The organism is Cobetia marina (assembly GCF_001720485.1).
In the GTDB taxonomy this organism is placed as follows: domain Bacteria; phylum Pseudomonadota; class Gammaproteobacteria; order Pseudomonadales; family Halomonadaceae; genus Cobetia; species Cobetia marina.
In genome coordinates, this window is sequence record NZ_CP017114.1 from 897,446 (window position 1) to 918,719 (window position 21,274).

Here is a 21,274-nt window from a genome sequence, read left to right on the forward strand (position 1 = left end):
CCCGGAGGAGGACGCATGACGGAACCGACTCAGGACAGCATGCAGAGTTATTCACGCGAACAGATCGCCGAGGTCGTGGGGCTGGATACCACTGCACTCAAGGCCATTCGTGATGCCTTCATCGCGTTGGGGCAGGGCAAGGTGGTGCAGCCGCCGATCCTGTCGATGGCCATCGAGGAGGCCAACGGCGAAGTGGACGTCAAGACGGCCCACATCCAGGGGCTCAAGCACTTCGCGATCAAGATCAGCCCCGGCTTCTTCAACAATCCCGCCCGCGGCCTGCCGAGTCTCAATGGCCTGATGGTGGTGTTCTCCGCCGAGACGGGCCTTGCCGAGGCGCTGCTCAATGATGGCGGCTACCTGACGGCGGTGAGAACCGCGCTGGCCGGCGCCGTGGCCGCCGACGCCCTGTCTTGCCCGGACAGCAAGCGGGTCGCGCTGATCGGGGCCGGTGAGCAGGCCGGCCTGCAGCTGGAGGCCTTGCGGCTGGTGCGCGACATCGAGAGTGTCGATGTCTGGGCGCGGGACAAGCAGCGTGCCGAGACCTTCGCGCGGGAGACGGAGGAGCGCCTGGGGCTGACGGTGCGCAGTCATGACAGCCTGCATGCGGTCTGCCAGAACGCCGATATCATCGTCACCGCCACCCCCTCGCGAACGCCGCTGCTGGACTACTCGATGCTGCCGGAGGGCGTGCATGTCACCGCGATGGGCTCCGACAGCCCCGAGAAGCGTGAGCTGGAAGCCGATGTGCTCCTCGAGTGCGATCATTTCGTGTGTGATACCCGCGCCCAGTCCGAGACCAACGGCGAGCTGAAAGGGCTGGAGGCCGAGCAGGCCAGATCACGTGACGTGCATGAGCTGGGCCGTCTGCTGGCTGAGGGGCGTGATCTGCGTTCAGGCGGGTCGGCTCCTGATACCTGCATCACGGTGGCGGATCTCACCGGTACCGGCGTGCAGGATACGGCCATCGCCAGCCTGGCGCTCTCGCGGCTCGTCCGGCGTTAGTACGGGAAGTGTCGGTACGGAAAACGTCGGTACTGGCAGCGTCAGCGCTGGAGCGCCTGAATGGTGCGGCGGACTTGCCCGCAGCGTCGCCGCATGCGAGGGTCACGCAGGTGACGGCAGGAAGCCGTTGACGCCCCTTGCCACTCGGAGCCTGTCGTGACTCGTACCTCGTCCTCATCTGCCGCCCGGCCGCGTGCCCTGAGCGCTGCGCCCGATGTCGAGATCTGCCGCACACCGCTGGCGGATCTCTGCGCCGACTGTGACGCCGTGACCCTGCTGCCGCCGCTCTCGCCGCCGGAGGAGGGCCATGTGCGCCACCACTGTGCGCTGGATGCCCCGCTGGCGGTGTTCGATCTCGACGATACGCTGCTCGATGGCGACTGCACTGGCATGTGGATGCGCTGGATGGTCGCCTGTGGCTGGATCAAGGCTGTCGATGCCTTCATGGCCATCGGCGAGCGTCATCAGGTGCAATACCATGCCGGCACCCTGGACATCCACGAGCACACCGGCCATCTGCTCAGCCCGCTCGTCGGGCGGCATCGTGATGAGGTGCGTCGCGAAGTCGATGATTTCGTGGAAGAAATGGTCATGCCGCGACTGCTGGAAGGTGGCATCGCGCGGCTGGCCGAGCACGGTGAGGCCGGCCATCGCACCCTGATCATCTCCGCCTCCATGCATCATCTGGTCGGGCCCATCGCCAGTCGTCTGACCGCCGATGGGGCGCTGGCCACCCATCCGGCCTTTGATGGGCAGGGCTGCTTCACCGGAGCCACCAGCGGTATCGTCACCTTCCGCGAAGGCAAGCTGGCGGCGCTGGATGACTGGCTTGCGGGTGCCGAGCGCATCCATCGCACGCCGCAATCCCTGTGGGGCTATTCCGACTCCCACAATGACCTGCCCCTGCTGGAGCGGGTCGATTTCCCCCACGCCACCCAACCGGACGCACCGCTGCGCCAGCTGGCCGAGGCGCGCGGCTGGCCAGTGGTTGACTGGCGCCTGTCGCGCCTGTCGGACTGATGTCATGAACCCGCTGGCCGGGCGAGAAGCCGCCTCCCACGCCTCGCGGCAGGCGCGGGGCGTGGCGATGACGGCCTGCGGGGTGCTGTTGATCTCGCCGGACGCGCTGCTGCTGCGACTCGCCGATGTCGCCGATGGCCCGCTGGTGTTCTGGCGCGGTCTGCTGACGGCCATCGGCTTTGCACTGTTCCTGCTGGCCCTCCAGCGCGGCACTCCCGCACAGCGCATCGCCAGCGCCCTGGCGCGCATGCGTGGCTGCGGGCGTACCGGCGTATGGGTCGCGCTGCTGTTCACCGGCTCCACCCTGGGTTTCGTGCTCGCCAACCAATACACCCGCGCCGGCAACGTGCTGATCATCCTCGCCGCCAGTCCGCTGTTCGCGGCGCTGATGTCGCGCCTGTGGCTGGGCGAGCGTCAGCCACGCCATGTGTGGGGCGCGATTCTGGCCTCGCTGGCGGGCATCACGCTGCTGGTGCTCGATGAGGCCGGCAGCGGCACGCTCACCGGCAACCTGCTGGCGCTGGGCTGCAGCCTGTCGCTGGCCGGCAACTTCACGCTGTGTCGTACGCGCCCGGGGCATGACATGAGTCCGATGCTGACACTGTCCGGGCTGGTCACCGCGCTGTGCGGCCTGCTGGCGTGCCTGTGGAGCATGACGCAGGGCGGCGGTGACGTGCTGACGCAGCTGTGGCCTTCGCACGGTGCCGATTTCGCCCAGCGCGCCGGCTGGCTGGTGCTGCTGTGCCTGGTGCTTTCGCCGCTGGGCTTCACGCTGATCCAGCGTGGCCCGATCTATCTGCCCTCTGCGGAAGTGGCGCTGCTGATGTTGCTGGAAAGCGTGTTCGGCATCCTGTGGGTGTGGTGGGTGCTGGAAGAATCGCTTACCCCGCGTGGCTGGGCGGGCGGTGCACTGGTGCTGGGCGCGATGCTCATCAAGAGTCTGATCGACCGTCGTCACCGTCAATCGGTGACGGCGAGCGCGCGTTCTGCGGATGCGTCCACCGGTCGCAGCTGATACAATCCCGCCCATCCCCGAGTTTATTCACTGTCAAATGACAGCCCTCTGGACGCCTCACGGCGACCGGAGCGAATAGCTCATGGCGCGAAGAAAGCCACAGGGCGACCGGAAACGACAGCGGCATCACGACGCAAGCCAGGCGCGAGCGGCACTGCCCCTGACGGCAGCGATGAAGATTGCCACGACCGGACGCCAGACTGACTCGACAGCGCCAGGATTCAGCACGCACACCACCTTCCCCAACCTGTTGCGGACGACTCGATGACAAGCAGCCTCAAACAGCAGTGGCTTTCCAACCTCCGGCCCGACATCCTGTCCGGCCTGGTGGTGGCATTGGCCCTGATCCCCGAAGCCATCGCCTTCTCCATCATTGCCGGTGTCGACCCCAAGGTCGGCCTGTATGCCTCCTTCTCCATCGCCGTGGTGACCGCCATCGCCGGTGGCCGTCCGGGCATGATTTCCGCCGCCACCGGTGCCATGGCACTGCTGATGGTCGACCTGGTCAAGGACCACGGCCTGGAGTACCTGCTGGCCGCCACCGTGATGACCGGCGTGATCCAGGTCATCTTCGGCTACTTCAAGCTCGGCTCCCTGATGCGCTTCGTCTCGCGCTCGGTGGTCACCGGCTTCGTCAATGCACTGGCGATCCTGATCTTCATGGCCCAGCTGCCGGAGCTGACCAACGTCACCTGGCACGTCTATGCCATGACGGCCGCGGGCCTGGGCATCATCTATCTGCTGCCGCTGGTGCCGAAGATCGGCAAGCTGCTGCCGTCGCCGCTGGTCTGCATCATCGTGCTGACCCTCTTCGCGATGGTCGTCGGTCTGGATATCCGCACCGTCGGTGACATGGGTGAGCTGCCGGACAGCCTGCCGGTGTTCCTGATTCCGGACATCCCCTTCAATCTGGACACCCTGTGGATCATCCTGCCGTACTCGCTGCCGCTGGCGGTCGTGGGCCTGCTGGAATCCCTGATGACGGCCACGCTGGTCGATGATCTGACCGACACGCCGTCCGACAAGAACCGTGAGTGCAAGGGCCAGGGCGCGGCCAACGTCGTCACCGGCTTCCTCGGCGGCATGGCGGGTTGCGCGATGATCGGTCAGACGATGATCAACGTGAAATCCGGCGGTCGTACGCGTCTCTCCACCATGGTGGCGGGTGTCGTGCTGCTGATCCTGGTCGTGTTCCTCGGCCCGTGGGTCTCGCAGATTCCCATGGCCGCACTGGTCGCGGTGATGATCATGGTCTCCATCGGCACCTTCTCCTGGCAGTCGATCCGTGACCTCAAGAGCCACCCGATGTCCACCAACATCGTCATGCTGGGCACCGTTGCCGTGGTGGTCGCGACCCACAACCTGGCGATCGGCGTGCTGGTCGGCGTGCTGCTCTCGGCGCTGTTCTTCGCCAACAAGATCGGCCAGGTGCTGCATATCGGCAGCGACATGAATGCCGATGGTCGTACCCGCGAATACCGCGTGGTCGGTCAGGTGTTCTTCGCCTCCAGCGAGCAGTTCCAGGCCGGTTTCGACCTCAAGGAAACCGTCGAGCGTGTCGTGATCGACGTCAGTCGTGCGCACTTCTGGGACATCACCGCCATCGGCGCGCTGGATACCGTGGTGGTCAAGTTCCGTCGTGAGGGGACCGAGGTCGAGGTACGTGGCCTCAACGAAGCCAGCGCCACGCTGGTGGATCGCTTCGCGGTGCATGACAAGCCGGACGCGGTCGAGAAACTGATGGGTCACTGATCACGCACGCATGACCCTGCGCGATCGAGGCACTTCGCTTGATCGCGCCGCGTGACAAGGTCAGACGGCGGGCAGTCCTTCACGGGCTGCCCGCCGTTTGCGTTCATGGGGTCGGAAAGTGGTAATCTCGAAACAGGCCGCGCCGGCATCGCTGGGGAATGTCACTCCTCCTTCTGCGTCGCCCCGGTCGGCACGCCATCTCCGTTGTCAGTACTTTTTGTTGTCAGCACAAGGAAGCCCGCCATGAGCCAATCCTCTGCCAGTGCCGCGACAGGCCATGACAAGGTCACCGCCTGCATTGACGGCTCCGCCTTCGCCGCCCCCGTGTGTGACGCCGCCGTCTGGGCCAGCCAGCGCCTGTCGGCACCTCTCAGCATCCTGCATGTGATCGACCGCAATGAAAGCGCCGAACCCGCCAATGGCGATCTCTCCGGCAGCATCGGTCTCGGTGCCCGGGAGCACCTGCTGGAAGAACTCGCCACCCTCGATGAGCAGCGCGGGCGCATCGCCCAGGAGCAGGGCCGCCTGATGCTGGAAGCCGCCTGTGAGCGCGCCACCCAGGCCGGTATCACCGAACCACGCCCTCGCCAACGCAATGGTGAGCTGGTCGAGACACTGGCCGAGCTTGAGGACGAGATTCGCCTGCTGGTGATCGGCAAGCGCGGGGAAGGGGCGGAGCAGGCCAGTGAGCATCTCGGCAGCAATCTGGAGCGGGTGATTCGCAGCCTGCATCGTCCCGTGCTGGTAGTGCCGGGCGAGTTTCAGACGCCGACACGCGTGTTGATCGCCTTCGATGGCAGCGCCACCATCAAGCGTGCCATCGAGGTGCTGGCGGCCAGCCCCTTGCTGCAGGGCGCCGAGCTCCATCTGGTGATGGTCGGCGCGGACTCGGTGGAGCATCAGGCTCCGCTTGAGACCGCGCGTGACACCCTCCAGTCAGCGGGCTTCAACGTGCAGGCCAGCCTCAAGGCCGGTGAAGTGGAAGCCTGTCTGCGCGAATACGCCAAGGAGCACGCCATCGACATGCTGGTGATGGGCGCCTACGGCCACTCGCGCATCCGTCAGTTGCTGGTCGGCAGTACCACCACCGAGATGATCCGCAATGCCACGGTGCCGCTGCTGATCCTGCGCTAGCACGTTCAGCACACGCCCTGCCGGGCAATGAGAACGCCGCGCCTTCCCGTGTCATGTCGGGATGGCGCGGCGTCGTCATTTCCGCCCCTTGGGCAGTGGCCACAGATACGCAAGGCAGAAACCCTCACGACGACTGGAAAATACCCCGCAGGTCGCGTTGCGCCGCTCGCCGGAATCTGGAACGCTGATGGCCGCTTATCCTCATTGCGCGCCATGCCGCTGAGGGGCTTTCCCTTACGCTGGTGCGTCTTTCACCACTCCAAGAAGAACGGCACAAGGACACTCTCCATGAGCGATATCCAACGTCACGATACCAAGGCACGCATGAGCCGCGCCGTCATCCACAACAACACCATCTACCTGTGTGGTCAGGTCGCCGGGCCGGAACAACGCTTCAGTGATATCACGGACCAGGCCAACAGCATGCTCGCGCGTGTCGATGCGCTGCTGGAAGAAGTCGGCACCGACCGCGAGCATCTGCTCTCCGCCACCGTCTATCTCAAGACAATGGACGACTTCAAGACCTTCAACGACATCTGGGACGCCTGGGTACCGGAAGGTCACGCCCCCGCCCGTGCCTGCGTCCAAGCCGCCATGGCCAGCCCGGAACTGCTGTGTGAAATTACCGTGGTCGCCGCCGTTAAATAACACGCAGTATGGTTTTTCTAACCCTGTTAGAGTTTTCTCTGGCAGGGTTTTTTTATGTTTATTATTGTTGTAATTATGCTTTTTAATTAAAGGTGTGATTATGGCGGGTTTGGAAGTTTATTTATCGCTTAACTCTTTGTTAGTAAAGCCAGAATATGCACAAAGAGATTTGAGTAGTTTGCTAAAACCTGGCTCTATGTTTAATGAGTATGATTTAAGTGAGGAGCATGAACTTGATGCCGAAGGAAAGCTATTTGTTAAAACACCTGTTGCTAATGAGCCAAAATGGCGGAGTTTTGCTGAAAGTGTAGTTGGTGAGGAACTAACAGGGTTACAAAATATTTCTAACTCTGCCGTATTGCTAATTAAATCTAACGGCAAGGTTGTAGCATTTACGTTTGGCTACGGACGTTTTTTGTTAGACTTAACATGCTTTGTTCCCGACTTTGGAATAAAAACAGCTTTGAATACGTTAGATCATAGTAGTCTCCGTAGCGTAGATGTTTTGACTTTAGATGATCAAGCAGTCCAGAAAAAATCACAATCTTCAAAAGAAGCTGGCGTTGATATATTTGGTATTGATGTATCTAGAGATATATTGAGAGCTGTTACAGGTTCCGCTAAAGATGGAGTCGAGCTAAATAGAATTACTGGCGGTGATGCTATCTACTCGTTTAGCTTATCTATTAGTGTATCTGAGCTTCCTAGTTTAATAGATACTCTTTACGGCTACTATAACAATGAATCGTATAAAAACGAATTTTCATGGGTTGATAATATTAGAAGAGTAAAAAATGATGGAGAAATATCTAGTTTAAATGAAAGCATGTTGGATAACGTAAAACTAAAAAATTCTGTGATAAAAATCACTATGCCAGAGATTATCAACTGGGATCTAGTGCATGGGTTTAGCTATACGCGTGCTAAAACTCAAGTCAATCCAACAATCGAGACGGAAGATTATTTCGATACTATAAATGCTACGAGTATAACGATTGAGTCTATAAAAAGCGATAAGCTGTTCGTCTTTTATTTAGATGGTAGTGTTAAAGAGTATTCTATATACAAGTGCTTATATTATGAGTTTGTGAGTGGTGATAAAACTTATGTGATGTTTTCTGGTGTATGGTATGAAATAAACAATAAGTTCATCTTGGACATAGATGCTAATTTATCTAGGATACCAATATCTAGCCTATCTTTTCCAGATGTACATGTTTGGACCGATAGAATTAACGAAAAAGATATACTTAAAATTGAATCAGAGGGGCATTATAACTCTAGAGTGTCGACAGGCAGTAATTTTTACTTGTTAGATAAAAACCTAGTTAAAACAAGTAAATCTACCAGTAGTATAGAGCTTTGTGATTTAATGACAATTGACAGAAAGTTCGTGCATGTTAAACACCGTAAAGGAGGATCTTCTGGCTTGAGTCATTTATTTGCACAAGGTTATGTATCCGCTGAGCTGACTTTGAGTGATCGAGATTTTCGAAAAGAAGCTAGGAAAAAACTTAAGCCGATAAGTAGTTCGCTTAGAGATACCATCCCAATTGATGGTTATAAAAGTAGTGGTGTCGAAATTGTGTTTTTGGTTTTAGGTGAAGATTCGGCAAGTTTAATTTCTAATTTACCTTTGTTTAGTAAGGTTAATCTAAGTAAAGTATATGACAATTTGATACATCGAGGATTTGACGTAAGCGTGGCTGGTGCAGCTAAATTAGATATAAGTCAGTGATCGAGTAGCAGGTTTATATGATGCTTTGTCGTTTTGTTTTTGCCTCATACCTCACCCATTCCCGATAAAACCCGTCCAGTCGTTCTGTCTCGTTGAGGTGTGATGCCTCGGCGAGGCGTTTGCGTGCGTCTGTAGGCAGCATGGCGATGCGGGCGTCGAGGTCGTGGGCGTGGCGGGGGTTGTGGTATTCGAGGTCCAGCCCGAGCGGGAGGGTGGCGAGGCCGACGAGGACATGCCCGTGACGGTGGGCGATGGAGACGTAGAAGCCTGCCGGTAGCGCAGGGTGATGGGGTGCCTGGCCACGCGGTGACCAGTCGGCCAGTGGCAGCGCAATGCCTTGGGCCGCGGCGAGTTCGCCGAGCAGAAGGCGGGCGAGGTGGGATTCGGCTTCACATTGCTGGCGACGGCGGGCCTTGGCAGATGACACGGGAGTGTCCGCGTTATCCACATCCGTCTGGCGAGGGCGCATCAAGTTACCGCTGGAAGCCTCACCCGAGGAGTTGATAGAGGGAGCAGCCGAATCAGCACAGGATGCTGGCAGCACACACGCTTCGGCCAGCCACAGGCGGGCTGGCCGAGGGGAAGATTCAGAGCAGGTATTTGGCAAGGCGCAGGCTGCCGCAAATCCCAAGGAAGCGGCGAGAGCATGGGGATCATGCGAGATCAGCGGCTCGCCGTTGGACAAGTCGGCGCTCGGCGAACCAGTGCTCGGCGAACCAGTGCTCAGTGAACCAGTGCTTAGTGAAGCGGAGCCATGCGATACCGCATGCCCCAGCACCACGCAGCGGTAGGCGGGGTGATCGGTCGGGCGCGCCGCAGGAGTATCCGCCGCGCGCGCCGAGCTGCCCTCGACCGGCTCGCCTGTCTCACTCACATCCTTGCCTTCCCTGGCCGTCATGATGGCGAATCAGTTCTTCGGATGCAGGATCACCAGATCCCCGCGCAACGCGACGCCCGCGACGACATTGCCCGCGTGGCACTCGTACTTCTCGCTGCTGGAGTAGGGCACGTTGTCATAGTCGCTGCGAATGTTGATGACGGCATTGGCCCCGTATTCCCGCGCCTTCTCCTGCAGCTCGCGCAGCGCCGACAGGAACACCCAGCGGCAGGCCGCGGCATCGCTCTTGTTGGTCGCGTTGGTCTTCGGGTTCACCCGTGCCCAGCCACGCTTCTCGATGCGCTCGTAGGGCTGCTTGTCACCGAAGAAGAAGGCCACATCCTTGCCCAGTCGCTGACTGGCCGCAGTGCTGGCCATCACCGGCATGATGGGCAGGAAGTGCTGCGTATCCCGCGCCTGTGCCGGCGCGGAGGCCAGCAGCCCGGCCGCGCCGAGCACCAGGGCGGACACCAGCACGCGTCCCCGCGACAGGCGGCCGGCCGGCGCCGTGCTGGCGTGGGCCATGGGGTGTGACGAGGAAACGAACGACTGAGCAACGGATGACGCCATCTGACACCTCTCCTGACAGGGTTTGACTGGCTCGACGCCAGGGAATATCGCCTTCATCCAGCCAACGGCGTGAGCCAATCACACCATAGACCATGCAGCGGGCGCGTATCTTGCGCCAGTTGTGACCCGCTGCAAAGTCGTCTGGTGGCGACAGTCACGCGCCCGATGACCCCGAGGGCCGTGCGGGCGTCGTCAGCCCTGCCAGCGCCGCAGGATCAGCGAGGTATTGATGCCGCCGAAGGCGAAGTTGTTGCTCATCACCGTATCCGTCTCGATCTCGCGGCCGCCGTCACGCAGGTAGTCCAACGTCGCGCAGCGCGGGTCGATGTCCTTGAGGTTGGCGGTGCCGTGGAACCAGCCTTCGCTCATCATCTCGATGGCGATCCAGGCTTCCAGCGCGCCGCAGGCCCCCAGGGTATGGCCGGTGTAGCTCTTGAAGGCACTGATGGGCGTGCGTTCCCCGAACACGGCATGAGTGGCGTGACTCTCGGCGATGTCGCCGCGCTCGGTGGCGGTGCCATGCGCGCTGACATAGCCGATCTCGCTGGCCGAGAGGCCGGCATCGTCAAGGGCCATGCGCATCGCGGCCTCCATCATGTCGGCGTCCGGCTGGGTGACGTGGCGGCCATCGGAGTTGGTGCCGAAGCCGAGAATCTCGGCGTGGATGGTCGCGCCACGCGCCAGGGCGTGGTCCAGCTCCTCGAGGATCAGCGTGCCGGCACCTTCGCCGATCACCAGCCCGTCACGCTCGGCATCGAAGGGCCGCGGCGAGCGGTCCGGGCGGTCATTGCAGGTGCTGGTGGCGAACAGGGTGTCGAACACCGCGGCATCGGCGGCGGACAGCTCCTCGCAGCCCCCGGCGACCATCGCTATCTGGCGGCCGAAGCGAATCGCCTCATAGGCATAGCCGATGCCCTGGCTGCCGGAGGTGCAGGCGCTGGAGGTGGTATGAATCCGCCCCTTGATGCCGAGAAAGACCCCGATGTTCACCGGGGCGGTATGCGCCATCATGCGGATGTAGGAGTTGGCGTTGAGGCCATCGGTGGAGTGGTTGATCAGCATGTTGCCGAAGTCCGCCACCGCGTCCGGCTCACCGGCGGACGCGCCGTAGGCGATGCCCATCTGGCCGCTCTCCTTGAGCGGGCTGTCACTCAGTCCTGCGGCTTCCAGCGCCAGCTCGCTGGAGCGGGTCGCCAGCTGGGCCACGCGCCCCATGCTGCGCAGCGCCCGGCGGTTGTAGTGCTTGGGCAGTTCGAAATCGCTGACCGGCGCGCCGAGACGCGTGTTGAGACCCTCGTACTTGTCCCAATCCTCGATATAGCGGATGCCGGTGCGGCCCGCGGCCAGATTGGCGCGCAGGGTCGGCCAGTCATTGCCGATGGGCGAGAAGCCATGCATGCCGGTGACGACGACGCGATGGCCGCGCAGCGGGGAAGAGGGAGCTGTCATCAGAACATCCCTCCGTTCACCGCGATGGTCTGGCGGGTGATGTAGCCGGCATCCTTCGAGCACAGGAAGGCCACGGTGGCGGCGACTTCCTCGGCCTCGCCCGCGCGGCGCATGGGAATCATCTTCAGCGCCTCGTCCATCTCGACCCCTTCGGTCATCTCGGTGGCGATGACCCCCGGCGCGACGGCATTCACGGTGATGCGGCGCTTGGCCAGTTCCACCGCCAGCGCCTTGACCGCGCCGATCAGCCCCGCCTTGGCGGCGGAATAGTTGACCTGACCGCGATTGCCCATCATGCCGGACACCGAGGACATCACGATGATGCGCCCCGGCTTGCGGCGACGCACCATCGGCATCGCCAGCGGCTTGACCACGTTGTAGAAGCCATCGAGGTTGGTGCGGATCACGCTGTCCCAGTCCTCATCGGTGAGCGCCGGGAAGGCGTTGTCGGCGTGGATGCCGGCATTGCAGATGACGCCGTAGTAGCAGCCGTGGGCCTCGACATCGGCCTCCAGCGCGCTGCGTGCGGCCTCGCGGTCGGCGACATCGAAGTTCAGGATGCGCGATTCACCGCCCAGGGCGCTGATCTCACGCGCGACCTCCTCGGCGGCATCACGGCGCGAGCGGCAATGCAGCACCAGATTGTAGCCTTCGCGGGCCAGACGCAGCGCGATGGCGCGGCCGATGCCACGGCTGGAGCCGGTGACCAGAATCCACTCGCGCGTCTCATTGGCAGCGGCGGCCCCCTGGTTGTCAGCAGGGGTAGTTCGAGTAGCGGGAGGTGTGACAGACATCAGACATTACCTTGCGGTGCGGCACCGGCAGCATCCTGCTGACCGGGTGAGTGTTCTTGTGAGTGTTCTGGTGAGCGCCCCTGTGGGCCTGCTTCAGAGCTTCCTTCCTCCGACACGGCAGACGCCACGGCCTGGGCGGGCGGCTCGAAGACATTCACGCCGGCACGGGCGACCTGCGTGCCGTGCTCGTCGCTGAGGGTGGCCTTGAAGGCGCCCAGGCCGTTGTCGGCGCGATAGTCGAGCTGCACGTCTATCTGCCAGCGTTGCCCGCAGGCGAAGGCGTGCAGTTCACTCTCATAGCGGCGGCTGCCGAGCAGAAACCCGACGCGGGGTGACTGGCCTGCGCGCGCGGCCTGCAGGCCCGACCAGGCGGCGATGGCCTGGGCCATCCACTCGAGCCCGACCCAGGCGGGAATCACGGCCTGGCCAGCGCCGTCCAGCTCCGCGAACAGATCCTCGGGCGAGGGGCGCACGCTCGCGCTCAGCGAGTGCTCGTCACAGGCCAGCACCTCATCCAGCAGGCACATGCCCGCCTCGTGTGGCACATAGGGGCCGATGGCGCAGGGCATGACGGGATAGCCCTCGTCATGAAAAGACGTGCCGTCGGGTAGCGGCGTGGCGGGGGTAGCGGTCGGGGTCAGCATGCAGAGGACTCCGGGTCGGTGGCGTGACGCTCCAGTATCAGCGAGATGTTGTTGCCGCCGAAGGCGAAGGCATTGCTCATCACTCTGAGCGGCGGGGTCTCGGGGCGGTCACGATAGACGATGTTGAGCGCGGGCAGTGTCGGGTCCAGTGCTTCACGCGGGGTGGCGTGCGGCGGCAGGCGACCATGTTCCAGCGTCAGCCAGCAGAAGGCGGCTTCCAGCGCCCCGCAGGCCCCCAGCGTATGGCCGGTGAGGGCCTTGGTGGAACTGACGGCGGGCGGACGGCTTGCGGCCTCGTCGCCATCGGGACCGAACAGGCGGCTGATGGCGAGGCTTTCCATGGCGTCATTGAGCGGCGTGGCCGTGCCGTGCAGGTTGATGTAGTCGATCTCGCCGGGGGCGCGGCCGGCGCTGGCGAGCGCGCCACGCATCGCGGCCTCGGCACCGCTGCCATCCGGGCAGGGCGCGGAGATGTGATGGGCATCGCTGGATTCGCCGACGCCGGTCAGCTGCACGCCACCGTGCTCCGGCGTGACCACGAACAGCACCGCGGCCTCGCCCAGATTGATGCCGTCGCGCGCGGCGCCCAGGGGCTGGCTTTGCTGGCGGCTGACGGCCTCCAGACTCATGAAGCCCTTCACCGTCATGTGGCACAGGCTGTCGGCCCCACCGGCGATCACCGCATCACACTGCCCGGAGGCCAGCAGACGCCGTGCGCTGGCCAGGGCCTTGGCGCTGGAGGTGCAGGCGGTGGAGAGGGTGTAGACCGGCCCGCGCGCGCCGCTCAACCAGGCCACGCACTCGGCGGGCGCGCCCAGTTCCTGACGGCGGTATTCAAAGCTCTCCGGCCAGCTGTCGGCGCTCGGCGTGCCCTGGGCAACGGCGGCGCGCTGGGCGTCCATCGCAGCTTCCGTCTCACCGATACCGGAGGTACTGGTGCCCAGCACCACGCCGATGCGCTCCGGCGCGATGCCCTGGCGCTTGAGGGCCTCAAGCTCCGGTGTCAGCTGCTCAAGCGCGGTGGCCAGCAAGCGGTTGTTGCGTGAGCGCAGCGGGGCCGGCCAGTCGCTGTCATCCACCAGCCGCGCGGTGACACGGCCCAGTGACAGCGGCGTGCCGGGACTGAAGTCATCACTGACGCGCAGGCCGCGACTGGCGCTGAACAGCGCACTGCTGATCAGCCCGTGGTCGGCGCCCAGCGGACAGACGATACCGGGCCGAGACAGACGGCATGGGCTGCGAGGGGTGAGGCCATGGCGGGTATCAGGTGCCTCGGGTGTGACGGGTTCAGTCATGCGGGGAAGCTTCCGGTGAGTCGTCAGGGGCTGGGGGAAGACAGGGGATCTAGCGTCATCTGCATCTCGGTGGCCGGGTCCCGCAGGATTACGCGGCCTTCGGCGTCGCGGGTCAGCTCGGCCATGCGCTCGCCATCGCGCAGGATGAGGCGCTGCGCGGTCTGGTGAGGCGTGTCCCACTCGCCGTGCTGCACCAGTTGCCAAACGCTGCCGGCAAAGGCGTCATCGATCGCGGCCTGTGGCCAGTGGACCCAGGCGATGCGACGGGCCAGCCAGTCGGCGGTGAAGGGCAGCTTCTCGAGCACCTCGGGGCGGGCCTTCTCGAAGCGGCTGCCATCGGCGTCATGCACCAGTGTCAGCAGTCGCTGGCCCTGCACGCTGAGCAGCACCAGCCGCATGGCCTCGGGCGATTGGCGCAGCACGCCGATGAGGGGCGGCAGGTCGCGAGCCTCGTCCTCAGCGGCGTCTGCTGCCGCGCGATTCTCGCTGGCCTCACTCTTGTTACGCTCAACGCGCAGAATCAGACGTTGGGTGCTGCTCTCCTGCAGGCTCGTCAGGGCCGGCATCGGGCTCTCGGCGCTGAGCGGACCGGGCACGAGCAGGCTGCAGCCGCTCAACAGCAGGCTGATCGCCAGCAGCAGTCCGACGGATCGCCGCCCGACTGAGACGGCATGAGGCGAGAGACGCATGGATATCATGACGATACTTTACCTTTTCTGGCGTCATTCTGCCGCGTGCCGGCCGTTGAGAGAGCGCTTGCGGCGGGCTCGCAGGTCTCCGCTTGCGTCGCCTGCGCTGCCGAGAGCGTGGCCAGTGCGGTCAGGCGACGACGACTGGCGCTGACGAAGGGATTGGCCTCGTCCCAGGCGTAGCCGGCGAGGACCGAGCTGATCATCTGGCGAATGCGGTCCGGCGAGCGAGGGTGATAGATGATGTCGGTCAGGCGGCTGTCGTACCAGGCGGTGACAAACTCGCGGAACACCTCGATGCCACGTCGCAATGGCAGCTCGTATTCGCTGGCCCAGTCCGGGCGCTGCTCATCGCGGGTCGCGGTCAGTTCGCGCGCGACCAGCGGCGCGGCGCGCAGGGCGGATTCCAGCGCGATGGTCACGCCGGAGGAGAACACCGGGTCCAGAAACTCGCCGGCATTGCCGAGCAGCGCATAGCCCGGGCCATGCAGGCGGCTGACATCGGCGCTGTAACCGCCCAGCGACTGCACGGCATTGGCGGGCGTGGCATCGCGCAGCAGCTCCGCCAGGCGCGGTTCTTCCATCACCCACTGCCACAGGTGTGTCTGCGCATCGTCCCCGGCGGCAGGCTCGATCAGCTCACGCGGGCCGACCACGCCCAGCGAGGCGCGGCCATTGGCGAAGGGAATCAGCCAGTACCAGACATCCGGATGCCCCGGGTGCGAGGCGATCAGGATAGTGTCGCGACGATAGCCCTCGGCGGGCGGCGCGAGGTCGGCGATGCCATCGTGGACATGGCCGAACAGCGCCATGCGCGGCTCCAGACGCGGATCACGCTCAAGCGATTCGAGCCGCGCCAGCACGCGCCCATAGCCGCTGGCATCCAGCACGAAGGCGGCCTTGAGCTCGCGGCCATCTTCCAGCGTGAGGCAAGGCCCCTGGGCATGGCCGGTGGCGTCGCTCTGCGTGGGGCGAGCGGGAGTGAAGCCCGTGACCGTGACGCCGAATTCGACCTCGGCGCCTGCCGCCCGTGCGCCCTCGATCAGACGCTGATCAAAGTCGGCGCGCTCCACCTGCCAGGTGGTGCCGGGGCCGTCGCTGAACTTGTCGCGGAAGTCGATCACGCGATGCTCGCCGCGCCGGGTGAAGGCCGCACCGGTCTTGCGCTGATAGCCACCGGCGGCGGCGGCCTCCATCAGGCCACAGGCCTCCAGATGCTGCATGCAGCGCGGCAGCAGGCTCTCGCCGATGGAGAAGCGCGGGAAGTGGCTGCGCTCCAGCACGCGTACCGCATGGCCGGCGCGCGCCAGCCAGGCCGCCGCCGCCGCCCCGGCAGGTCCGGCGCCGATGATGATGACTTCCTTGCGTGGTGGGTTGTTGCTGTGATCTGCCGATTCCATGGCATCGTCCCCTGTCGTTGTCGTTATGTGTTCATGACGGCATTCGTGTTCCCGCCTCCGTCTGGCCCGCGTGACGAGATCGCCTCAACTGCGGGCGAAGGGCACCAGGCACCAGGTGGCCGTCAGCCCCAGCAGGCAGGCCAGCCCCAGTGCGGCCAATGCCGGTGTCTGACTGAAACTCAACAATCCGAAGGCTAGCAGGCTGGAGGCACATGACAGCGAGATCGCCAGCAGACTGGCCTGCGAGGCGCGGCTGGCGGTGTCTCCGCTCCTGTCTTTTTCTGCGCTGCGCGCAGGATGCTCGGCACAGAAGATACCCGCATCCAGGCCAATCCCCAGTACCAGCAGCAGGCCCAGCAGGTGGAACAGGTTGAGGCCGACGCCCGCCAGCGTCAGGGCGGCGAGCGTCAGTACCAGTCCGCCCAGCGGCGGCAGCAGGGCGCGCCAGGTGCTGCGGCGATAGCGCAGCGCCAGCAGCAGGCTGATCACCACCACCGCAGCACTGACCAGCCAGGCCATTTCGCTGCGAATGCTGCCGAGCGTCGTCGAAAGCCTGGCGACCTGATCGACGTACTCGAGGCGGTCATCGCCTGCCGCGAGGCGTGCCAGGGCGGCGCTGCCCTCGGCCGTGACATCACCAAAGCGCACGATGCCGATGGCGGCGGTGCGGGAGTCGAGCCACAGTCGCTGGCCCATCTCACCGGCGGGCAGTGTGACCCAGTCGGCCGGGCGCAACGGATGGGCGCTTTCGATGGCCTGCTCGGCACGTTTCACCAGCGCGGCGGGCAGGCCCGCCTGACGAAGCACCTGGGGCAGCAGGGTGCGGGTGCGTTCACGCATGGCGCCGAGGTTGGCCTGCTGCTGTTCAAGCGTCGGCAGTTGCTGGGCGAGGCTCGCCCAGTGCCCCAGTTGCTGCTGGGCATCCAGCTGCTGGAAGGTGTCTTCCAGTGCCTGCAGGCGCGTGAGCAGCGCGGCATCATTCTCGGCCTGCACGATCAGGTAGCGCAGGCCGTCCGGTTCGGCGAGCAGACGCTGGACCTCGCGCTGCTCGTTGATCAGCGACGCAGGCGAGGGGTTGAGCTGAGTGAGACGGTCATCGCTGCGCAGTCCGTAGAGGCTGGCCAGCGCGGCCACCAGCAGCAGACCCAGCGCCTGCCAGCTGCGCCTGCCGGGAATGGCGCGCGCCAGACAGCCTGCGGCGCGGGCGGCGGAGGAGTCCTCGCGAGTGGCCTGTGCCGGCAGTGGCAGTTGCGGCAGCCACAGGCGTACGCTCAGCCAAGCGCCGAGCAAGCCGAGCGCCGCGAACATGCCCATCTGGCGCAGGCCGGGCATCGGCGTCAGGGTGATGGCCAGATAGGCGGCGAGGCTGGAGCACAGCCCCAGCGTCAGGCCCGGCCATAACGCAGCGAGTCCGCCACGGCCCTTCGTCGTCGCCAGTCGGCGCATGCACTCCAGATGCAACACGTAATCGATGGAGATGCCGATCAGGCTGGCGCCGAAGGCCAGCGTCAGCACATGCAGGCTGCCGAAGGCCCACCAGGTCAGCGGCAGCGCGAACAGCACGCCCGTGGCCACCGGCACCAGCAGCAACGGCAGCCGCCGTGGGGTGCGGAACACCGCCCACAGCAACAGCAGCACGCCGATCAGCGAGCCGAGCCCGATGGTCGACATTTCCTGTCTGGCCTGCTGCGCTCCGGCACTGGCATGGAAGACCAGCCCGGAGCGCAGCAGCCTGACGTCGGGGTAGTCGGCCCTCACGCCATTCACGGCCTGTTCCAGCGCCTGCTGATCACCCATCGCGTAGGCGCTGCCGGTGAGGGTGGCGCTGATCAGCCGATAGCCGCTGCCAGGCTGCTCACCGCTTGACGTCGGCGCGCGCAGCAACAGCTGGCCGCCGGACAGCGACAGGTTGGCGGGTGTCAGCCAGTCCTGCCAGGCGCCGGCGAGACCGAAGGGATCATGGATCAGGTCGCGCTGGCCGCCGGGCTGGAACAGCTGCCTGAGGGCGCGCGCCTGCCACTGCTCGTCACTCAGCTCGGCAAGCCGCGGGGCGATCAGGGCCGGCTGGACCTCGGCCGGCAGGCGCAGGCTGGCGAGGCTCTTGCCGTCATCCAGCGTCGCGAGGGGGGCGAGCGCCTGACGCAGCGCCTGGGCGGCGGCGTCACGCTGCTTGAGTGACGTGGCGCTGGCATCGCGTGCGCCGACCAGCATCACCAGCCGATTGGCGGTGTCCTCCAGCGATTCGGCGCGCGCGGCCAACGGGCTGCGTTCCTGCGCTGGCAGCATGGCGGTGATGCGGGTGTCGATCGCGCCTCGCCATGGGCTCTGCGGGGCGAGCTTCCCGGCCAGCAGCACCGCGCACAGCAGCAGCACGCCGGCCCACAGCCAGCGCCAGGCGGCGCGATCCAGCCCCGTGTCATGCGAGTCGCCGCGCCCTGTCATTCGGGGCACTGATCGCGCGGTGTCAGGGTCAGGGCAAGACGGTCACCGTCGCCGCTGGTGAGGGTCAGGTGGTCAAGCCAGCTGCCACCCTCGATCTCGAGGTGTTCGATGGCCTCGGCCAGACGGGCATCACGCGGTGTCAGGCTGGCCTGCCAGTCATCCGCGCTGCCGGTGAGCTGGAGCGTGAAGTGCTCCTCGAGCGCCTGCCAGTCGCCGTGGAAGAAGTTGACCAACAGCTCCGCCATCGCCTGCTGGTCGGCGGGCAGCGGCTCGCCGTCCGGGCCTTCGCTGGCATTCGGGCGCATCTCGAGACGGTCCTCGATGGGGGAGGTGGTTTCCCACACCAGGCCTTCGGGCGCGTTCGGATCACCGATCAGATGGAACTGGCCACGACTCTTGAGCTGTGCGCCGACATCCTCGAGCCAGCGGGTCTGCTGGAAATCACCGCAGACAGGGGCGGTGCGCGCCAGCTGTTGGGTCAGGGCGCGGGCGTCGAATTCGGCGGCGCTGGCCCCGAAGGCACTGGCAGTCAGCAGCAGGGCAGTGGCGGCAATGGCAAGGCGTGACGTCATCACGGCGTTCCTCGTGTCGGGGGCGGGGTGGCAGGCGCGTCCTCGTCGGCTGTCTGTGACGGGTCTGCCTGCGACGGGCTGGTCTGTGACTGGCTGGCCTGCCAGGCGGCCAGCCGCTCGCTGAGCGCAGGCGGCGAGGCCAGCAGCATCTCACCATCCGCGAGTCCGACGGCGACCTGCACGCTATGGCCACGGGTCAGGCGCTTGCCGCTCTCGACATCGCGGATCACGTAATCGAGCTTGAGGCGGTTTTCCCACTCGCGCAGGCGCGCGGTGACGGCGATGCGCTGGCCGAAGCGCGCCGGGCCCGCGTAGCGCAGGCGCAGGTCGATCACCGGCCAGGCATAGCCTGACTCGCGCATCTGCGGGTAGTTGTAGTCGAGCATGTCGAGCAGCTTGCAGCGGGCGATCTCGAGATAGCGCACGTAATGGCCGTGCCAGGCGACTTCCATCATGTCGACGTCGTGGAAGGGCACTTCCATTTCCACCGTGGCGCTGGGTATCGGCGTTTCGGCGGGCTGGTTCATGGCGTTTTTCTCGCTCGTGGCTGTCTGCTCGCTCAGAGATGTTTTCTCGCTCAAGGCTGTCTGCTCGCTCAGGGCTGTCTGCTCGCTCATGCGTTGGCCTCGTCTGCGCTCAGGGCCCAGTGGCGCTCACGGATGCGCGCACACAGCAGGCGCAGATCGGCCTCCAGACCGCGATCTTCCTCGAGCGGGGCGATGTCCTCGCGCAGCTCGCTGACGAAGGCCGCCAGGCTCGGTGGCGTGGCGCTGTGGCCGGCGATGGCGGCGCGTTGCTCACAGCCCTGCGCGGCGGCGTGCAGGGTGGCGGCGGCGACCTGCTCGACCAGCGCCAGCACGCGCAGGGCATCCCGCGCGGCGATGGTGCCCATGCTGACCTTGTCCTGATTGTGGCATTCGGTGGAGCGCGAGAAGACGCTGGCCGGCATGGTCAGCTTGAGGGCTTCCGCCGTCCAGGCCGAGGCACCGATCTGCACCGCCTTGTAGCCATGGTTGAGCGGCGCGCGCTCCGGCGTGGCACCGCTGAGGTTGCTGGGCAGGCCACGGTTGTAGCGGCTGTCGACCAGCAGGGCCAGCTGGCGGTCGAGCAGGTCGGCCAGGTTGGCGACCGCCGTCTTGAGGCTATCCATCACCATCGCCACATGGCCGCCGTAGAAGTGGCCGCCGTGGAGGATCTTGCCGGCCTCGACATCGATCAGCGGGTTGTCGTTGGCGCTGTTGAGCTCGGTCTCCAGGAAGCGGCGCCACCAGTCGAGACTGTCCTCGACCACGCCGATGACGTGGGGCGCGCAGCGCGTCGAGTAGCGGTCCTGCAGGCGCGGTGAGTTGATCGGTGTGGCATCGACTTCCGGCGCCGCCGGGTGGGCCAGATCATCACGCAGCCACTGCGCCACGCGGGCCTGACCGGGATGCGGCTTGGCGGCGAACAGGTCGGCATCGAAGTGGTAGGGATTGCCTTCCAGTGCCTGCACGCTGAGCGCGGTGATGCGCGCACTCAGACGGCTGAGGTAGCAGGTGCGACCGAAGGCCAGTGCGGCGAGGGCCGTCATCACGGCGGTGCCGTTCATCAGCGCCAGGCCTTCCTTGGGGCGCAGCACATAGGGTGTCAGGCCGTGCTGGGCGAAGACGTCAGCGGTCGGGCGCAGTGCATGTGGCTGGCCTGCGCCGGGGCGCACCCACACCTCGCGCTCGCCACACAGCACGGCGGCGAGATAGGACAGCGGAGTGAGATCGCCACTGGCGCCCACCGAGCCTTCCTCGGGGATGCGCGGCAGGATGTCGTGGTCGAGCAGCCAGACAAGGCGTTCCAGCAGCGCCAGGCTGACCCCGGAGACACCACGGCACAGCGAGACGAGGCGCACCATCACCACCGCGCGGCTGCTGACCACGTCAAGGTCCGCGCCCATGCCACAGCCGTGGAAGGTGTAGAGGTGGCGTGGCAGGGCCTCGAGGTCTTCCGCGCCTTGCACGGCGCGGGTCACGGAATCGCCGTAGCCGGTGGTGACGCCGTAGACCACGCCTTCCTCCTCCAGCAAGCGTTCCAGCAGGGCGGGGCCGGCCTCGATGCGCGCTCGGAAGGCAGGCGCATCACTCAGACGTACGCCACACCGGCCCTCGGCGACGTCGATCAGCTGCTCGAGGGTGATATCACTGCCGTCGAGCGTCAGCGCCGGGGCAGTGGTTGAGACGGGATATGACATGACGAGGTA

Annotated in this window: 19 protein-coding genes; 7 read left to right on the plus strand and 12 right to left on the minus strand. The window is 64.6% G+C overall.

All coding sequences use genetic code 11. The features are described 5' to 3' along the window. Positions 1 to 15 precede the first annotated feature (15 nt). From BFX80_RS03810 to BFX80_RS03840, 7 genes are all read left to right on the plus strand, one after another. The gene (locus BFX80_RS03810) at positions 16 to 1,005 is read left to right on the plus strand and encodes a cyclodeaminase (RefSeq protein ID WP_240499663.1); all 990 of its coding nucleotides are present in this window, start codon (positions 16 to 18) and stop codon (positions 1,003 to 1,005) included. 156 nt (positions 1,006 to 1,161) lie between these two features. Beyond that, entirely contained in the window at positions 1,162 to 2,025 is an 864-nt protein-coding gene (locus BFX80_RS03815; protein ID WP_084207985.1) for an HAD family hydrolase, read from the plus strand. A 4-nt stretch (positions 2,026 to 2,029) separates the two neighbouring features. Then, a complete protein-coding gene (locus BFX80_RS03820; RefSeq protein ID WP_084207986.1) occupies positions 2,030 to 3,040 on the plus strand; it encodes a DMT family transporter in 1,011 nt (336 codons plus the stop codon). 264 nt (positions 3,041 to 3,304) lie between these two features. Further along, positions 3,305 to 4,792 carry a SulP family inorganic anion transporter gene (locus BFX80_RS03825; protein WP_084207987.1) on the plus strand — a complete coding sequence of 496 codons (1,488 nt, stop codon included), beginning with the start codon at positions 3,305 to 3,307 and terminating at the stop codon, positions 4,790 to 4,792. Positions 4,793 to 5,035: 243 nt separating this feature from the next. Next, positions 5,036 to 5,926 carry a universal stress protein gene (locus BFX80_RS03830; protein WP_077375301.1) on the plus strand — a complete coding sequence of 297 codons (891 nt, stop codon included), beginning with the start codon at positions 5,036 to 5,038 and terminating at the stop codon, positions 5,924 to 5,926. A 288-nt stretch (positions 5,927 to 6,214) separates the two neighbouring features. Beyond that, the gene (locus BFX80_RS03835; RefSeq protein WP_084207988.1) at positions 6,215 to 6,574 is read left to right on the plus strand and encodes a RidA family protein; all 360 of its coding nucleotides are present in this window, start codon (positions 6,215 to 6,217) and stop codon (positions 6,572 to 6,574) included. Between the two features lie 100 nt (positions 6,575 to 6,674). Continuing rightward, positions 6,675 to 8,312 (plus strand): TIGR04141 family sporadically distributed protein, encoded by a 1,638-nt coding sequence (locus BFX80_RS03840; protein ID WP_084207989.1) that lies wholly within the window; start codon positions 6,675 to 6,677, stop codon positions 8,310 to 8,312. Between the two features lie 13 nt (positions 8,313 to 8,325). Here BFX80_RS03840 and BFX80_RS17735 read toward each other — a convergent pair whose 3' ends face one another. From BFX80_RS17735 to BFX80_RS03900, 12 genes are all read right to left on the minus strand, one after another. Further along, positions 8,326 to 9,210: a 4'-phosphopantetheinyl transferase family protein gene (locus BFX80_RS17735; RefSeq protein WP_157109428.1), complete on the minus strand. Its 885-nt coding sequence runs from the start codon at positions 9,208 to 9,210 to the stop codon at positions 8,326 to 8,328. A gap of 9 nt (positions 9,211 to 9,219) precedes the next feature. Continuing rightward, entirely contained in the window at positions 9,220 to 9,759 is a 540-nt protein-coding gene (locus BFX80_RS03850) for a heavy metal-binding domain-containing protein (protein WP_240499664.1), read from the minus strand. 192 nt (positions 9,760 to 9,951) lie between these two features. Next, a complete protein-coding gene (locus BFX80_RS03855; protein WP_084207991.1) occupies positions 9,952 to 11,208 on the minus strand; it encodes a beta-ketoacyl-ACP synthase in 1,257 nt (418 codons plus the stop codon). After that, positions 11,208 to 12,002 carry a 3-oxoacyl-ACP reductase FabG gene (gene fabG, locus BFX80_RS03860; RefSeq protein ID WP_084207992.1) on the minus strand — a complete coding sequence of 265 codons (795 nt, stop codon included), beginning with the start codon at positions 12,000 to 12,002 and terminating at the stop codon, positions 11,208 to 11,210. The genes BFX80_RS03855 and fabG overlap by 1 nt, the downstream gene beginning before the upstream one ends. After that, positions 12,002 to 12,646 (minus strand): ApeP family dehydratase, encoded by a 645-nt coding sequence (locus BFX80_RS03865; RefSeq protein WP_205632730.1) that lies wholly within the window; start codon positions 12,644 to 12,646, stop codon positions 12,002 to 12,004. The genes fabG and BFX80_RS03865 overlap by 1 nt, the downstream gene beginning before the upstream one ends. Beyond that, positions 12,640 to 13,941 carry a beta-ketoacyl-ACP synthase gene (locus BFX80_RS03870; protein ID WP_084207993.1) on the minus strand — a complete coding sequence of 434 codons (1,302 nt, stop codon included), beginning with the start codon at positions 13,939 to 13,941 and terminating at the stop codon, positions 12,640 to 12,642. Before BFX80_RS03870 ends, BFX80_RS03865 begins: the two co-directional genes overlap by 7 nt. A 23-nt stretch (positions 13,942 to 13,964) precedes the next feature. Continuing rightward, positions 13,965 to 14,639 (minus strand): DUF3261 domain-containing protein, encoded by a 675-nt coding sequence (locus tag BFX80_RS03875; RefSeq protein ID WP_084207994.1) that lies wholly within the window; start codon positions 14,637 to 14,639, stop codon positions 13,965 to 13,967. After that, positions 14,636 to 16,030, minus strand: coding sequence for an NAD(P)/FAD-dependent oxidoreductase (locus BFX80_RS03880; RefSeq protein ID WP_084207995.1), 1,395 nt, complete (start codon positions 16,028 to 16,030; stop codon positions 14,636 to 14,638). The genes BFX80_RS03875 and BFX80_RS03880 overlap by 4 nt, the downstream gene beginning before the upstream one ends. A gap of 84 nt (positions 16,031 to 16,114) precedes the next feature. Beyond that, positions 16,115 to 18,472, minus strand: a complete 2,358-nt coding sequence (locus tag BFX80_RS03885; RefSeq protein ID WP_084207996.1) for an MMPL family transporter — start codon at positions 18,470 to 18,472, stop codon at positions 16,115 to 16,117. Next, the gene (locus BFX80_RS03890) at positions 18,469 to 19,044 is read right to left on the minus strand and encodes a LolA family protein (protein ID WP_084207997.1); all 576 of its coding nucleotides are present in this window, start codon (positions 19,042 to 19,044) and stop codon (positions 18,469 to 18,471) included. Before BFX80_RS03890 ends, BFX80_RS03885 begins: the two co-directional genes overlap by 4 nt. Then, positions 19,044 to 19,661: an acyl-CoA thioesterase gene (locus BFX80_RS03895; RefSeq protein ID WP_276204871.1), complete on the minus strand. Its 618-nt coding sequence runs from the start codon at positions 19,659 to 19,661 to the stop codon at positions 19,044 to 19,046. The genes BFX80_RS03890 and BFX80_RS03895 overlap by 1 nt, the downstream gene beginning before the upstream one ends. Next, positions 19,658 to 21,265: an HAL/PAL/TAL family ammonia-lyase gene (locus BFX80_RS03900; RefSeq protein WP_084207998.1), complete on the minus strand. Its 1,608-nt coding sequence runs from the start codon at positions 21,263 to 21,265 to the stop codon at positions 19,658 to 19,660. Before BFX80_RS03900 ends, BFX80_RS03895 begins: the two co-directional genes overlap by 4 nt. Between the last annotated feature and the right edge of the window lie 9 nt (positions 21,266 to 21,274).